Source organism: Halomonas sp. A020, assembly GCF_027943625.1.
In the GTDB taxonomy this organism is placed as follows: Bacteria; Pseudomonadota; Gammaproteobacteria; order Pseudomonadales; family Halomonadaceae; genus Vreelandella; species Vreelandella piezotolerans.
Genome location: NZ_AP022850.1, coordinates 225,423 through 240,129, shown reverse-complemented (window position 1 = coordinate 240,129; position 14,707 = coordinate 225,423). Strand labels below are relative to the sequence as shown.

Below are 14,707 nucleotides of genomic sequence, written 5' to 3'. Positions count from 1 at the left end.
CATTGGCTGCTCGAAATAGCAGCGTAAGTGTCGAAACGCTATTTGTACGCGTCTTGTACTCTTCGAGAGTAATACAGAGATTGGTGAGAATCAATCACCGTTTTCGACTGTCTGCAAAAATTCACATGGATCAAAAGCCATAAAAAATCCCCACATTTTGTGTGGGGATTTTCGTTGTGATGGAGCGCTCAGCGTCTATCATTAGAGCGTCATAGTGGCTAGCAAAGTGACTAAACAGCCTGTGAAGAATGACACGGTGGCAACGGTCACTATGTCAGGTTGTTTTGCTTTTGCACGACTATGCTTTTGTTCCATAAGAAATTTCTCAAGATGCTCTCGGCTGCCAGGCTGGGTGCCCTGGTAGATGTGTTGACGGATCATGCAACCTCCCAAACGGTCGGTAATGTGGTCGATCCCCCCTCAGAGAGTACAGCTGCGCCAAGTTTCATGCCCTGACGAGCGCGATGAACTCATACCCACAGCATAGACCAGCGGCACCGAAAAGGAGTTCATAAAAGCTATACAAAATGTTAACGGTGATGACATGATCGGGTCATGAACGCAGTGTCCAGTAGCCACCCCAGAGCCGCGTGATGGTGGTGATCAAGCACGCAGTGGCGAACAGGCAAGCCAACAAGGGAAACGCCGTGGGGAACAAACAGAACAACACGAACGCCGCGACCGTTTCGGTGCCCTCGGTCAAGCCTTCTAAAGAGTAAAAGGCTTTTTTAGGAAAGTTAGGCCGTTCTATCTGCCGGGCCTTGGCGGCGATGGCGAAGGCCAAAAATGATGTGCCGGTGCCAATGAACGTAAAGAGCAGCAGCGCAGCGGGCAGCGCATTCTGCGCAGGGTCGGCCAGCGCAAAGCCGAGCACTACCGACGCATAAAAGACAAAATCAAGCCCAATGTCTAGAAAGCCGCCCGCGTCGCTTTGCTGATTATTCAGCCGGGCCAAGGCACCATCTACCCCATCTCCCACACGATTGAGCACGATTGCAGCCAACGCCCACCCGTACTGTTCGAATGCCAGTAGCGGCAAGGCGCTGAGCCCCACGATGAAGGCCGTTAGCGTGACTTGATCAGCGGTAATTTTTTGACGATGCAGGATGTCAGCAAGCGCGAGAAGCGGTCGCTGGGTCAGCGGCATGGTAAAGCGGTCTAACACGATGATATCTCCGTAAAAGGGGACTGGGTTTAATGTTAGTAGCGGCTAATAATTAAGACTAAAGTGTTTAGACTTTGGTTGTAATCGCGGCCAATTCGCTGGACTAAAGGCTTATTGCAGTGAATAAAGGGCACCACAAACGCCAGCGGCGCTGGTAAAAATGCCGTAGGGCCTGCTCCATGTTGAGCCCTTTCGTTCACCCTGACTGCGAGCGGTACGTTAATAATGCGCAGAACTGCTACGATGACGCTGTGGGATCAGCTTTGGCACTCCCACGATCAAGTCAAAAACCTTCTGATGTGTGCGTTGCCTACCTCAAGTACCGGTGGCTCCTCATCCCGCAGCGAGGCTAATGGTACACAAGGCAGCAGCGGCCACTCACCCCGTCCTCCTGCGTATAACCGAGCGCAGAAAATCGGCTTGGTGCTGGGGCCATTGCTGTTTGCAATGGTAGTGATGTTTTTCCACCCGGCTGATCTTAGCTTCGAAGGCCGGATGGTGCTGGCCACTACCTTGTGGGTAGCGGTGTGGTGGATTACCGAAGCCATCCCGATTCCTGTCACTTCTCTGCTGCCGATTATTCTCCTACCCATTACCGGGGCGTTGGAGAGCAACGCCGTTACGGCGGCCTACGGCAACCCGATTATTTTCCTGTTCCTGGGCGGCTTTATGATCGCCCTGGCGATGGAGAAGTGGGATCTACATAAACGCATTGCGCTGTCGATCATCTCCGTGCTCGGTACTAGCATCAACAGCATCGTGTTTGGTTTCATGGCGGCGACGGGCTTCTTGTCCATGTGGGTGTCCAACACCGCCGCTGTGATGATGATGCTGCCTATTGGCACTGCAATTGTCTATCAGGTCACCCAGGAACTGAATAAAACCGAAGGTGACCACAGCGACGAAATCGATAAATTCAGCAAGGCGCTCATTTTCGGCGTGGGCTATGGTGGCACCATTGGTGGTCTAGGCACGCTGATCGGCACGCCGCCGAACATTATCCTGGCGGCGATCGTGAACGAGCTGTTCGGTGTCGAGATTTCGTTCGCGGGCTGGCTGATGTTTGCCTTCCCGGTGGTAATGACGCTGCTGGTGATTGGCTGGGTGATGCTGACGCGCTTCATTTATCCGATCAAGCTCGCCAAATTGCCGGGCGGCCGGGCGCTGATTCGAAAAGAGAAAGAAGCGCTGGGTAGGATCACCTTCGAAGAGAAGGCGGTGCTCGGTGTGTTCCTGTTTGCCGCGTTCTTCTGGATTACCCGCTCGTTTCTTTGGCAGGGACAGATCCTCAATATTCCAGGCATTAACGACACCATGATTGCGATCACTGCTGCCGTGGCGCTGTTTCTGATTCCTTCGCCCAATAAAGGAGGCTGCCTGTTGGGGTGGGACGTAGCCAAAGACGTGCCGTGGGGCATTTTGCTGCTGTTCGGTGGCGGCTTGGCGATTGCCGCAGGTTTTGGCTCATCGGGTCTGGCTTCATGGATTGGCGGCCAAATGAGCGTGCTAGAAGGTGTCAACTTCCTGCTGGTCATTTTGCTGGCGACAGGCATGGTGCTATTTTTGACCGAGATCACCTCCAACACGGCCACAGCGACGATGATTTTGCCGGTGCTAGCCTCATTGGCGCTGGCGCTCGATATTCATCCGTTCGTGCTGATGGTGCCAGCGGCCATGGCGGCCAACTGCGCCTTCATGCTACCGGTAGGCACCCCGCCCAATGCGATCATCTTCGCCACGGGTAAAATCAAAATCATCGAGATGGTGCGCAACGGTTTCTGGCTCAACATCATGGCGATGCTGTTGATCGTGGCCGCGGTCTACTTCTTGCTGCCGATGCTGTGGGGCGTGGATCTCACCACCTACCCGGATGCGTTTAGAGATTAATCTAGGTTAATTTTATGTCACTAACACAAAGCCCTCATCCTTGCGATGGGGGCTTTGTGTATGCGGGTTACGGCGCGAAAGATGACGTTAAGACGACGAGGAGGGTTTTCGACAAACCAGAGTGATTATCTATAGTGGCTTTAGTAACCCCACCTGCACGGATGCATCCTTCAAGGAGACCCGCAATGGAACTGCTGAGACAAGTTCGCGATTATTTACAAGACTATTCACTTAAGCTCGCTACTGCCGAATCCTGTACGGCAGGACTGATTGCCTCGGAACTGGCGCGGGTGCCAGGCAGTGGCCAATCGATGGATTGCGGCCTTGCCGTGTACTCGCCAGAGGCTAAGCAGCGTTATCTTTCGGTAAGCGCTCAAACCCTTGAGCGTTGTGGGTTGACCAGCGAGGCGACATCCAAAGAAATGGCCTTGGGGGCACTCACTAACAATGATGCCAACGTTGCGATAGCCAATACCGGTATCGCTGGACCAGAGCCCCACGATGGCATTCCCGTAGGAACGGTATGCTTTGCTTGGGCGTTTCGGTACGAGCAGCAGATTTATCTCATCGCAGAGACACGGCATTTTTCAGGTGACCGTAACGAAGTGCGTTTAGCGGCGGCCCACTACGCTTTGAAGCGCTTAATGACTCACCACGCTGCAGTGGTAGAGGGAGAGGTCAGCGCCGTCGCTCATCAAGCCCATCAAGCCCATATTCAAACCGCGTTGCGGGTCGTGCCCGCCATCGATCCGCAGCAAGAAGTCGAGCGCCGTGTGATGTTTCTCTATCGCCAACTCCTAAACTCTGGGCAAAAGAGCTTGGTGTTGGGTATCAGTGGCGGGGTCGACTCCACTGTAGCAGGGCGCTTGGCGCAGTTGGCGGTAGAAAAAGCTCGCCAAGAGGGTGTGTCAGCCCACTTCTATGCGATGCGTTTACCCTACGATACTCAGCACGATGAAGCAGACGCCCAGCAGGCGTTGGCATTCATCAAACCCGATAGTGTGCTGAGTGTGAATATCCAGGCCGCGAGCGATGCAATGTTGGCTTCGCTTGAAGCAGGTGGGCTGGGCTTTACCGATGCGCAGCAACGCGATTTTGTCCTGGGCAATATCAAAGCGCGTCAACGTATGGTGGCTCAATATGCTGTCGCAGGGGCTAACGCGGGGCTGGTCGTGGGAACCGATCAGGCGGCGGAGGCGCTCATGGGCTTTTTTACCAAATATGGCGATGGGGCCTGCGATATCGCTCCGTTAACCGGTCTGACTAAAGCCCAGGTACGCCAATTAGGTGCGGTGCTAGGCGCGCCCGAAGCGCTGGTAGAGAAGCAGCCTACGGCTGATCTAGAGACTCTGAAACCCCAGCTAGCCGATGAGGAGGCACTTGGCGCTAGCTACGCAGATATCGATGCTTTCTTGACGGGTAAACAGGTAAGCGAGGAAGCGCGTGCCACGATGATACAAACGTATCAGCGCTCAGCGCATAAACGGCACCTGCCCATCACCCCCTGAGCGCTAGCGTCGCGGTGTGAGGTTGTTATGATGCAGCTAACGTTTCTGTATCGAGTGCGTCATGCGATTACTTCACACCGCCGATTGGCATTTGGGGCGGCTATTCCATAACCTCTCCCTGCTGGAAGACCAGCGCCATGTGTTGCAGCAGCTGCTGGCGATCATCGACCGCGAGCAGGTGGATGCCCTGCTGGTCGCAGGCGATATTTACGACCGCTCGGTGCCACCCGCTGCGGCTGTCACGCTGCTGGATGAGATATTGGTCGAGCTGTGCGAGAAGCGCAGCCTGCCGGTCATCATGATTTCCGGTAACCACGACGGTGCCGAGCGCTTGGGATTTGGCGCCCGCCATTTGCGTCAGGCCGGGCTGCATATCCTCACCGACCTGGCCACCTGCGATCAGCCGGTCACGCTAACGATGGGCGGTGACACGGTGGATGTGTTCGGCATCCCCTACGCCGATCCAGAGTATGTGCGCAGCGCGTTTGGCGTGGACGTGCGCGACTTCGACGGCGCCCACCGCTACCTGCTGGAGCGCATCGAGGCGCAGCGCCAGCCGGGCCGCCCGACGATGCTCATGAGCCACTGCTTTGTCGATGGCGGCACCGCCAGCGACTCCGAGCGCCCGCTCACCCTGGGCGGGGCGGAGAGCGTGGCTTGGGAGCCCATGCAGCGTTTCGACTACGTGGCGCTTGGCCATCTTCACGGCCCGCAAACTCGCGGTGGCGAGCACATTCGCTACAGCGGCTCGCTGCTGAAGTACAGCTTTTCCGAAGCCACTCAGCGTAAAGGCGTCACCCTCGTCGAGGTGGGCAGCGAAGGTGTCACCCAGATCGAGCATCATCCGCTGCTACCCCGTCGTGACGTACGCGTGTTGGAAGGCGAGCTGACGCAGCTGCTGGCCCAAGGCGCCAGCGATCCCTACGCCGATGACTACTTGCTGGTGCGCCTCACCGACCGCCATGCCATTCTCGACCCCATGGGCAAACTGCGGGAGGTCTACCCCAACGTGCTGCACCTGGAGAAGCCCGGCATGCTGGAAGCAAAAGGGCGCCAGCAGCTAGACCGCGAGCGGCTTCAGTTCAGCGCGCTGGATATGTTCAGCGACTTTTTCACCCAAGCCAGCGGTGAGCCGATGAGCGACGAGCAGGCCCGCGCCATGAGCGAGCTGATCACCACCCTCAGCCGTGAGCAGGAGGGCCAAGCATGACGCCGTTGACACTCACCATGCAGGCCTTTGGCCCCTTTGCGAGTACTGAGGCCATCGACTTCACCGCGCTGGGTAGAAGCCCGCTGTTTCTGATCAACGGCCCCACCGGGGCGGGTAAAAGCTCGATCCTCGATGCGATGTGTTTTGCCTTGTACGGCCAAACCACCGGCAACGAGCGCGACGCTGGCCAAATGCGCTGCGACCAAGCGCCCGTGACCCTGCTGACCGAAGTGACGCTGACGTTCCGTCTACGAGATGCCACTTATCGGGTGCGCCGAGTGCCGCAGCAGGAGCGCCCCAAAACCAGCGGCGAAGGCACGACCACGCAAGCGGCGGAAGCTCAATTATGGCGAGTTACTCCCAAGGGCGAGGAGGACGAATGTTTGGTGGCACGAAAGGTCACCGATGCCAACGTCAAGTTGCAGCAGTTGCTGGGCTTGGATGCGCGTCAGTTTCGCCAAGTCATGGTGCTTCCCCAGGGTAAATTTCGCGAGCTGCTGCTGGCTGGCTCGAAAGAGCGCGAAGAGATTTTTGCCCAGCTGTTTCAAACCGAGATTTTTCAGCGTATCGAGCAGCGCCTGCTGGATCAGGCCAAGCAGATCGTCCGTGAGGTGAACGACCACCGCCAGCGGGTGCAGGGCATCCTGTCGGCCAGCGATGTCGAGAGCGAGGCCGCGCTGCAGGAAGCGCTCGCCGCGCTCGACCCGGATCATCACGCCGCCAAACAGGCGCTGGCGGCCGCCACCGAGCAGCGCGAGCAGGCCGTGGCGGCCGCCCAGGCGGGCACGGCGCTGGCCCGCCAGTTCGAGCAGCACGCCGCGCTGGTCAAGGCAAAAGCGACCCTATTGGAGCAGCAGCCCGCGATTCAGCACGCCCAAGCGCAGCTTTACCGGCACGAACAAACCCAAGCGCTCGCAACGCCGTTTTACGCGCTGCAAAGCGCCGAGGAAAACGCCGCTGCCGCCGAGAGCGAATGCCAGGCCGCCCAGCAGGCCATAGCCCCTCGACAGGCCGCCCACCAGCAGGCCCAGGCGACACTGGAGGAGGCCAATGCCCAGCATGAGCGGGTGCCCGCGCTGCAGCGTCAAGCGTATGAGTGGGAGCAATCCCTCGCTACGTGTCAGGAGCTGGCCACGCTGGAAGGGCAGCGCGCCACCCTTGCTCAACAGGTCGCCCAAGCGCTCGAGACGTTAGAGCAGACGCAGCAAGAGGCCAACCGCCAAGAGCAGCACGCCATCGAGCAAGAGATGCGCTGGCACCAGGGCCAGGCGGCGCTGCTGGCCCAGCGGTTGGACAGCGGCCAGCCTTGCCCGGTGTGCGGTAGCCGTGAGCATCCGGCTCCCGCCACTCCCTCCCAAGCGCTGGTGACGCAAGCGGAGATGAAGCAGGCACGCAATGCTTACGAGCACGCTCGCCAGGCCTGGGTGAGTGCCCAGCAGCATGCCCAGGGCTTGGAGCAGCAGTCTCACCACCTCGACGAACGTTGCCAACGGCTTCGCGAGCAGTTGGGCGATAGCGTATCGCTGGAAAGTGTGAACGCGTCGTTAGCCGCCGTGAACCGCGAGATCGACACCTGCGAACGGACCTGGAAAACGGCCCAGGCCCAAGCCCAAACGGCTCATACGGCGCTCACTCAAGCACAAACCACGCTAACCGAGGCCACCCAGCGCCAAACCGAGGCGCAGCACACGTTAGGCACCGCTCGAACCGAGTGGCAAGCAGCGCTGCAGGCCAGCCCCTTCAGAGACGAAGCGGCGTTTACCGCTGCCCGCCTAGAGGCGTCGGAACAGCAGCGCCTGAGTGAAAGCGTCGTGCGTTTTCAGCGGGAGCTCGCCAAATTGGAGGGCCAGCTCGAGGCCAGCGAGCCGCTGCTGGAAGGCAAAACGCCCCCCGACGTTGCTGCCTTGGAGACCCACGCCGAAGCGGCCAAGTCTCACGAAGCGGCGTGCCGCCAAACGTATCAGCGCTTGGCGGCACGCGTCGATCAGCTTACGAGTACTCAGCAGCGCTTGGCGGAGGCACGCCGCGCCGAGGCAGCGCTCGAGGCGCAGTATCAGCTTTGGGGAACGCTCAGCGAGGTCGCCAACGGCCGCACCGGTCACCGCATTAGCCTGCAGCGCTTCGTGCTGGGCGTGCTGCTGGACGATGTGCTGATCCAAGCCTCCGAACGTTTGGTGCGCATGAGCCGCGGGCGCTATCAGCTCGTGCGCCGGGAAGATCCTTCCAAAGGCAATAAAGCCTCAGGGCTCGAACTCGACGTGGCCGATACTTACACTGGCAAGAACCGTCCGGTGGCCACGCTCTCCGGTGGGGAATCGTTCATGGCCGCGCTATCGTTGGCCCTAGGGCTTTCCGATGTGGTCCAGGCCTACGCGGGGGGAATTCAACTGGATACGCTGTTCATCGACGAGGGATTTGGCAGTCTGGACCAAGACGCGCTGGATCAAGCCATCACCATGTTGAGCGAACTGCAAATGAGCGGGCGAACGATAGGGATCATTTCCCACGTCAGCGAACTCAAAGAGCAGATGCCAGTGCGCATCGAGGTGAGCGCTAGCCGTCATGGCAGTTCGGTCGCGGTAAAAGGGGCGCTGGGCTAAGCGCGAGTGCAGGATCGATTCATGCTGTATTCATGTAGCATGCGCTATAACGAACATTAAACGACCCGCGTTCGACCCGTCGAATGAGTATCCATTGAGGAGTGCAAGGATGAACGCAAGCAAAATTCTTCAGCAGTTGATGAGTCAGGCCAGCGGCAGCAAGGGCAGTAGCGGCGGTATGGATGTCAAAGGCGTGATCGATGGCCTCTCCCGCCAGTTGGGCGGCAGTGGCAGCCAAGGCACGCAACGCAGCGGTTCCAGCGGTTTCGACATGAAAAGCCTGCTGGGTGGCGGTGCCCTGGGCATGCTGGTGGGCTCGAAGCGTGGCCGCAGCATGGGCGGCAAAGCGCTCAAATATGGTGCCATTGCGGGAGTCGGCGTACTGGCCTGGAAGGCGTGGCAAAGTACTCAGGAGAAGGAGAAGAAGGGGGCTGGGACCCAATCCTCCTCGGAAGGCGAGCGTGTCGAGGTGTTGAGCGGCGAGGTTCAAGAGCGCCGCAGCTTGGAGCTGCTGCAGGCCATGATCATGGCCGCCCGGGCGGATGGCCATATCGACGAGCAGGAGCAGGCGCTGATTACCGATCAGATCGATGCCCTCGGCGCGGATGAGGAGATGCACCGCTGGGTCGAACAGCAGCTAAAAGCCCCGCTGGACGCCCAGGCCTTGGCCCGTGAAGCGGACTCTCCCCAGGCCGCTCGCGAAATGTATTTGATCAGCGTCGCCGTAACCGACGACCAAAACCCCATGGAGCGCGCCTGGTTGGATCAACTCGCCAGCGCGCTAAATCTAACGCCTGAGATGGCGGCAGAGCTCGAGCGTCAGGCGCAGCAGGCTGGCTAATGCTCGATACGCTCAACTTCTGGCTAGCCACCGGCTTTGGGCTGGGGCTAGCGCCCGTTGCGCCGGGTACCTTTGGGTCACTGATTGGCCTGCCGCTGGCGTGGTGGCTCTTGGGCCGCCCTACGGGGCAGCAGGCGACCATCATCGCGCTGATGCTGATAGCGGCCGTGCCGGTCTGTCATATCGCTGCGTGGCATTATGATGGCCTGGACCATGGCAGCATCGTTGCCGATGAGTACGTCGCTTTTCCGCTCGCGGTGCTGGGGCTAAAAGCCGCCCGCCATCCGCTGGTACTGGCGTTGGCGTTTGGCGTCTACCGCTTCTTCGATGGATTGAAACCGCCGCCCATCCATTTGGCAGAATACGTGAGCGGCGGGTTCGGCATCGTGTTGGATGACGTCATTGCCGCGCTGGTGAGCTGGCTGGTGGTCGCGCTGCTGCTAACGCTCTGGCAGCGTCGGCGGCAAATCGCCTGATACTGTAAAAGAGGCTGCAAACAAGGCGGACCACGAAAACGCCGCAGGTCGTGAAAACGGCGCTGCGGCGTTTTGGGTAACGTGCTCTCCGCCTAGCGCTAGACGAAAAGCGTGGTCACCTTAGCTTTGTACGACGATCACCGATTTGGCGTTGACGAACTCGTGCATCCCAAAGCCGCCGTGCTCACGCCCATAGCCTGAATCCTTCACGCCGCCAAACGGCATTTCCGGCGTGGCGACACCGAAGCCGTTGATGAACACCATGCCGGTATCGAAATACTGGCTGGCAAGCTCGGTGGCGCGCTTCACGTCTTTGGAGATGATGCCGCCGCCCAAGCCGTAGCGGCTGTCGTTGGCAATGCGCATGGCGTCTTCATCGTCTTTGGCACGAATCAACGCAGCGACCGGGCCAAACAGCTCATCGTCGTAGGCAGGCTGTCCAGGGGTGACGTTATCCAGCACGGTGACCGGGTAGAACGCCCCTTTGCCTTCTGGTTTTTCGCCGCCGCAGAGGATTGTCGCGCCTTTACGCACGCTCTCTTCCACCTGCTCGTGAAGGTCGTCGCGAAGATCGACGCGGGCCATCGGGCCTAGGTCGCTATCTTCTTTGGTTGGGTCGCCCGCTTTCAAATCCTTCATGCGCGCCACGTAGCGCTCTTTGAATGCTTCGTAGTTCTTTTCGGTGACCACAAAACGTTTTGCCGCTACGCAGGTTTGGCCGCCGTTGAAGACGCGACCGGTGACGCAGGTATCTACCGCCACGTCTAGGTCGGCATCGTCCAGTACCAGGTAGGCATCGTTGGAGCCTAGCTCCAGTACCGTCTTTTTCAGATGCTCGGCGGCTTTGGCGGCCACTTTTCGACCAGCGCCGTCGCTGCCGGTCAAGGTGACGCCACGCACGGCTTTGTGGGCAATCACCGTGTCGGAGACATCGTGAGAAATCACCAGCGTGCGGAAGACGTTTTCCGGCAGGCCCGCCTCGCGGTAGATTTTCTCCAGCAGCAGCCCGCTACCCGTGACGTTCTCTGCGTGTTTTAGCAGCACGCTGTTGCCCGCCATGATGTTGGCGATGGAGTAGCGCACGACTTGATACGCAGGGAAGTTCCACGGCTGAATGCCGTAAATCACGCCCATCGGGGAGTAGGTGACGATTCCGCGCTCGCCGTTGCCGGGCTTGCGCTCTTCGTCGGCGAGCTTGGTGGGTCCGTGCTCGGCGGTATAATCACAGATGCCGACACACAGATCCACTTCCTGGCGCGCCTGTGAGGGCAGCTTGCCCATCTCTTTGACCATTAGGTCGGCAAGCTCGTCTTTATGCGCCTTCATCGCTTCGCCAATGGCTTTGACGACCTTGGCGCGGTGCTCTAGCGGCTTGAGCCGCCAATCCAGAAACGCCTCATGGCTGGCCTCGACGATCTGCTTGGCCTGGCTTTCATCCATCAGCGTGTAGGTCTCAAGCGTTTCGCCGGTGGTCGGATTGACTGTCGAGATGGTGTTGCTCATAAGATCTCCTATCTTTAGATCAACGGGCGTTCGATCAGGTAGAGCAGTCCTTTAGCCGACTGGTCTATTAATGCTGAATTTCTACCTTAGTAGATAAATGGCGTTTTGCCCAAATGAATCATCAGGCATGTCGTGACACCCTCGTTGGGGCAAGACGGGTAGACAATGGTTCCATAAAAAAGCGCCAAGACAGATAAACCGACTTGGCGCTTTTAAAGGTCACAGGGCGTGATTACTCAAAAGTAGGACCGCCTGCCTCTTCACCCCATACTTCTTCTAAACGGTCATCTCGGCCGCAGCTCAGGCGGTAAAACTTGTAGCGGAGCGGGTTTTTCTCGTAGTAATCCTGATGGTACTCCTCGGCGCGCCAAAACTCGCTGGCCGGCAGGATCTCGGTCGTGATCTCTTGATCGAACCTCGCTTCCATCTCGGCTTTCGAGGCTTCCGCTAACGCCTGCTCCTCCTCGTTGCTGTAGAAGATGGCCGAGCGGTATTGATCGCCGCTATCGCAAAACTGGCGGTTGACGGCGAAGGGGTCGATATTGCGCCAGAAAATCTCCAGTAGCTGTTCGTAGCTGATCTGGCTGTCGTCATACTCGATTTGTACGACCTCTATATGTCCAGTGCCGCCTCGGGAGACCTGTTCGTAGGTGGGGTTGTCCAGCTCGCCGCCCATATAGCCGGAGGTGGTGGCGCTGACACCCGGCTGCTTGTCGTAGGGCGGCTCCATGCACCAGAAACAGCCGCCAGCAAACGTTGCCTCGCTATTGGATTGCGCCTGGAGCGGTGCGCTTGCCAGGCCAGCGGCGGCCATTACGCACAGCGTCAACGGACGAAAAGAGGAAAATCGGTACATGTCTAGCACTCCAGTGACGAATCGATGCTCGGTATTGAGCCCCTTAGTATCGAGAGGTTCCGCGTTCTTAACGCGACCGACCACGCTGAGGCCACACCGTATCGAGGGTATCCAGTGCGGCTTTTATGGTGGGTTCGGTAGCGCGGTCGCTGCGCCAAATCAGGCTGAGCGCGCAGGGCAAGCGAACGTTATCCGCCACTGTCAAACCGCTCTCCTGCCGTTCGGCCATGGCCAGCGCGTCGCGCGCCAAACTTAGCCCCACACCCGCTCTGACCAAATCCAACATACAGGCCTCCTGGTCGACTTGGGCAACGCGGCGCGGTATCGCGCCGCTGTCGGCCAACGCCCGTTCGAGTAGCCGGGAGTGCGCCGACACGGTGGGCGTGACGATCCAGGGTAACTGGGCAAGCGTCTCCCAGCGGGTATCGACGAGCTTGGCTTCCCAGCCTGGCGGGGCGACGACGTGATAATGAAAGTGGGTCAATTCGCGCCAATCAAGGGCTGGACGGGCGGTGCCTTCACCGGGCGTGGCGAGAAAGAAGCCTACGTCCAACTCCCCCTGTTCCACCTGACTCAAAACATTGCCGCTCATGCCGTGGTGAAGTTCGGTTTCCAGCTGGGGCGCGCGGGCCATCAAGCGGCTGAGAAAGTCGCCAAGGCGGATGAACTCTGGGTCGACGATGGTGCCAATGCGCAGCTTGCCACGCAGGGTGCTGTGCAAAGCGCTGGCGGTCTGCTCGAAGGCGAGCGCGCTGGCCAGCGCATTTTCTGCAGTGGGTAGGAGTGCATAGCCGTCAGCGGTGAGGGTTAACCCCTGCGGGCGGCGGGTAAAGAGCGTTAAGCCTAGATGCTGCTGTAGCTGCTTCAACTTTAGGCTGACGGCGGGCTGAGTCAGGTGGAGCTGCTCGGCCGCCCGCGAGACGCTACCGGTGTGGGCAACGGCCACAAAGGCCCGCAGCGTGGCGTACTCCTGCATGGTGATGAACCTACCCTGGTGTGTTATTAGTGAATCTTATATCTTGGTTAAAAATTACTCAATTGATTAGCCTGTTCGGCGGGGTAGTCTTGTGATCATCCTCTGATCACTTAAGCTTTTTTTATAAAGGTAGCGACCATGACCACCCACGCCATCCATCACTTCATCAACGGCCAACGTAGCGAAGGCACCTCCGGTAGCGCCCAAGATGTGTTCAACCCCGCCACCGGGCAGGTCACCGGGCGTGTGGCCCTGGCGTCGAGCGCTGACGTAGATACGGCCGTGCAAGCCGCTCAGGCGGCATTCCCCGCCTGGGCCGATACGCCGCCCATCCGCCGCGCTCGGGTCATGTTCAAATTTCTGGAGCTGCTGAACGCTAATAAAGATGCCCTGGCCGAGGCAATCACCAAAGAGCACGGCAAAGTCTTCACCGACGCGCAAGGCGAGGTGGCCCGGGGCATCGATATTGTCGAATTCGCTTGCGGCATCCCCCAGCTCTTGAAGGGTGATTACACCGAGCAGGTCAGCACCGGTATCGATAACTGGACCGTGCGCCAGCCACTGGGGGTGGTGGCGGGCATCACGCCGTTCAACTTCCCGGCGATGGTGCCCATGTGGATGTTCCCCATTGCCATTGCTGCTGGCAATACCTTCATTCTCAAGCCTAGCCCGCTGGACCCCAGCGCCTCGCTGATGATAGCGGATCTATTGCAGCAAGCAGGCCTGCCGGATGGCGTCTTCAACGTGGTGCAGGGCGATAAAGATTCGGTCGAAGCGCTAATCGATCACCCTGACGTGAAGGCGCTGTCGTTCGTGGGTTCTACGCCGATCGCCAACCTGATCTACGAGCGTGGCGCCAAGCACGGCAAGCGCGTCCAGGCGCTGGGGGGCGCAAAAAACCATATGGTGGTGATGCCGGATGCCCACCTGGATAAAGCCGTTGATGCGCTGATCGGTGCGGCCTACGGCAGTGCGGGCGAGCGCTGCATGGCGATTAGCGTGGCCGTGTTAGTCGGCGACGTGGCCGACAAGGTAGTACCGATGCTCACCGAACGCGCCGAGGCGCTGAAGGTGAAAGATGGCATGCAGCTAGATGCAGAAATGGGTCCGATCGTGACCCGTCAGGCGCACCAGCGGATCACCGGCTACATAGAAAAGGGCGTGGCAGAAGGCGCCGAGCTCGTCGTCGATGGCCGCGAGTTCGACGGCGCGCAAGCAGGCGAGGGCTGTTCTGACGGTTTTTGGATGGGCGGCACGCTGTTTGATCACGTCACGCCGGAAATGACCATCTATAAAGAAGAGATCTTCGGCCCGGTGCTGGTCTGCGTGCGGGTGCCGGATGTGGCGACCGCTATTCAACTGATCAATGACCACGAGTTTGGCAACGGGGTGAGCTGCTTTACCGAAAGCGGCAGCGTCGCCCGCGAATTTGGTCGGCGGATTCAGGTGGGTATGGTCGGCATCAACGTGCCTATCCCAGTGCCCATGGCGTGGCACGGTTTCGGTGGCTGGAAGCGCTCGCTGTTTGGCGATACCCATGCGTATGGCGAAGAGGGCGTGCGCTTCTATACCAAACAGAAGTCGATTATGCAGCGCTGGTCCGACTCCATCGATGCGGGCGCCGAATTCGTGATGCCGACGGCGAAGTAGCGCCAGACCGTTACGGGAGCCTAGCCTATGCCAAC

The 14,707-nt window shown here is 59.1% G+C and carries 11 protein-coding genes; 7 read left to right on the top strand and 4 right to left on the bottom strand.

Annotation, left to right across the window (positions count from 1 at the left end; genetic code table 11):
* Positions 1-553 precede the first annotated feature (553 nt).
* Complete coding sequence (locus tag FRH_RS01130; RefSeq protein ID WP_281997586.1) at positions 554-1,165, bottom strand: CDP-alcohol phosphatidyltransferase family protein; 612 nt, start codon at positions 1,163-1,165, stop codon at positions 554-556.
* A gap of 243 nt (positions 1,166-1,408) precedes the next feature.
* Between FRH_RS01130 and FRH_RS01125 the strand changes: the two genes are divergently transcribed.
* The 6 genes from FRH_RS01125 (at position 1,409) to FRH_RS01095 (ending at position 9,687) form a co-directional block, all read left to right on the top strand.
* Complete coding sequence (locus FRH_RS01125; RefSeq protein ID WP_348773461.1) at positions 1,409-3,052, top strand: DASS family sodium-coupled anion symporter; 1,644 nt, start codon at positions 1,409-1,411, stop codon at positions 3,050-3,052.
* Between the two features lie 185 nt (positions 3,053-3,237).
* Positions 3,238-4,560 (top strand): ammonia-dependent NAD(+) synthetase, encoded by a 1,323-nt coding sequence (gene nadE / locus FRH_RS01115; RefSeq protein ID WP_348773456.1) that lies wholly within the window; start codon positions 3,238-3,240, stop codon positions 4,558-4,560.
* A 61-nt stretch (positions 4,561-4,621) separates the two neighbouring features.
* Positions 4,622-5,770: an exonuclease SbcCD subunit D gene (locus FRH_RS01110; RefSeq protein ID WP_281997584.1), complete on the top strand. Its 1,149-nt coding sequence runs from the start codon at positions 4,622-4,624 to the stop codon at positions 5,768-5,770.
* On the top strand, positions 5,767-8,370 hold the full coding sequence (locus FRH_RS01105; protein WP_281997583.1) for an SMC family ATPase: 2,604 nt from the start codon (positions 5,767-5,769) through the stop codon (positions 8,368-8,370). The genes FRH_RS01110 and FRH_RS01105 overlap by 4 nt, the downstream gene beginning before the upstream one ends.
* A 109-nt stretch (positions 8,371-8,479) precedes the next feature.
* On the top strand, positions 8,480-9,211 hold the full coding sequence (locus FRH_RS01100; protein WP_281997582.1) for a tellurite resistance TerB family protein: 732 nt from the start codon (positions 8,480-8,482) through the stop codon (positions 9,209-9,211).
* A complete protein-coding gene (locus FRH_RS01095) occupies positions 9,211-9,687 on the top strand; it encodes a phosphatidylglycerophosphatase A (RefSeq protein ID WP_281997581.1) in 477 nt (158 codons plus the stop codon). Before FRH_RS01100 ends, FRH_RS01095 begins: the two co-directional genes overlap by 1 nt.
* A gap of 120 nt (positions 9,688-9,807) precedes the next feature.
* On the opposite strand, the gene FRH_RS01090 is transcribed toward FRH_RS01095, so the two are convergent.
* The 3 genes from FRH_RS01090 to FRH_RS01080 all read right to left on the bottom strand — a co-directional run bounded on the left by FRH_RS01090 (position 9,808) and on the right by FRH_RS01080 (position 13,022).
* Positions 9,808-11,190, bottom strand: coding sequence for an NAD-dependent succinate-semialdehyde dehydrogenase (locus tag FRH_RS01090; RefSeq protein WP_139526582.1), 1,383 nt, complete (start codon positions 11,188-11,190; stop codon positions 9,808-9,810).
* A 232-nt stretch (positions 11,191-11,422) separates the two neighbouring features.
* Positions 11,423-12,046: a peptide-methionine (S)-S-oxide reductase MsrA gene (gene msrA / locus FRH_RS01085; protein WP_281997580.1), complete on the bottom strand. Its 624-nt coding sequence runs from the start codon at positions 12,044-12,046 to the stop codon at positions 11,423-11,425.
* 67 nt (positions 12,047-12,113) lie between these two features.
* On the bottom strand, positions 12,114-13,022 hold the full coding sequence (locus FRH_RS01080) for a LysR family transcriptional regulator (RefSeq protein WP_219861471.1): 909 nt from the start codon (positions 13,020-13,022) through the stop codon (positions 12,114-12,116).
* 138 nt (positions 13,023-13,160) lie between these two features.
* Here FRH_RS01080 and FRH_RS01075 point away from each other — a divergent pair, with 138 nt between their 5' ends.
* Positions 13,161-14,672, top strand: a complete 1,512-nt coding sequence (locus tag FRH_RS01075; RefSeq protein ID WP_219861467.1) for a CoA-acylating methylmalonate-semialdehyde dehydrogenase — start codon at positions 13,161-13,163, stop codon at positions 14,670-14,672.
* Positions 14,673-14,707: the final 35 nt, after the last annotated feature.

What these genes read in the sequence shown, in the direction of transcription:
- FRH_RS01075 (WP_219861467.1), top strand. Translation starts at nt 13,161, where the DNA reads ATGACCACCCACGCCATCCATCACTTCATCAACGGCCAACGTAGCGAA.
- FRH_RS01125 (WP_348773461.1), top strand. Translation starts at nt 1,409, where the DNA reads ATGACGCTGTGGGATCAGCTTTGGCACTCCCACGATCAAGTCAAAAAC.
- FRH_RS01110 (WP_281997584.1), top strand. Translation starts at nt 4,622, where the DNA reads ATGCGATTACTTCACACCGCCGATTGGCATTTGGGGCGGCTATTCCAT.
- FRH_RS01095 (WP_281997581.1), top strand. Translation starts at nt 9,211, where the DNA reads ATGCTCGATACGCTCAACTTCTGGCTAGCCACCGGCTTTGGGCTGGGG.
- FRH_RS01090 (WP_139526582.1), bottom strand. Translation starts at nt 11,190, where the DNA reads ATGAGCAACACCATCTCGACAGTCAATCCGACCACCGGCGAAACGCTT.
- msrA (WP_281997580.1), bottom strand. Translation starts at nt 12,046, where the DNA reads ATGTACCGATTTTCCTCTTTTCGTCCGTTGACGCTGTGCGTAATGGCC.
- FRH_RS01100 (WP_281997582.1), top strand. Translation starts at nt 8,480, where the DNA reads ATGAACGCAAGCAAAATTCTTCAGCAGTTGATGAGTCAGGCCAGCGGC.
- FRH_RS01105 (WP_281997583.1), top strand. Translation starts at nt 5,767, where the DNA reads ATGACGCCGTTGACACTCACCATGCAGGCCTTTGGCCCCTTTGCGAGT.
- FRH_RS01080 (WP_219861471.1), bottom strand. Translation starts at nt 13,022, where the DNA reads ATGCAGGAGTACGCCACGCTGCGGGCCTTTGTGGCCGTTGCCCACACC.
- nadE (WP_348773456.1), top strand. Translation starts at nt 3,238, where the DNA reads ATGGAACTGCTGAGACAAGTTCGCGATTATTTACAAGACTATTCACTT.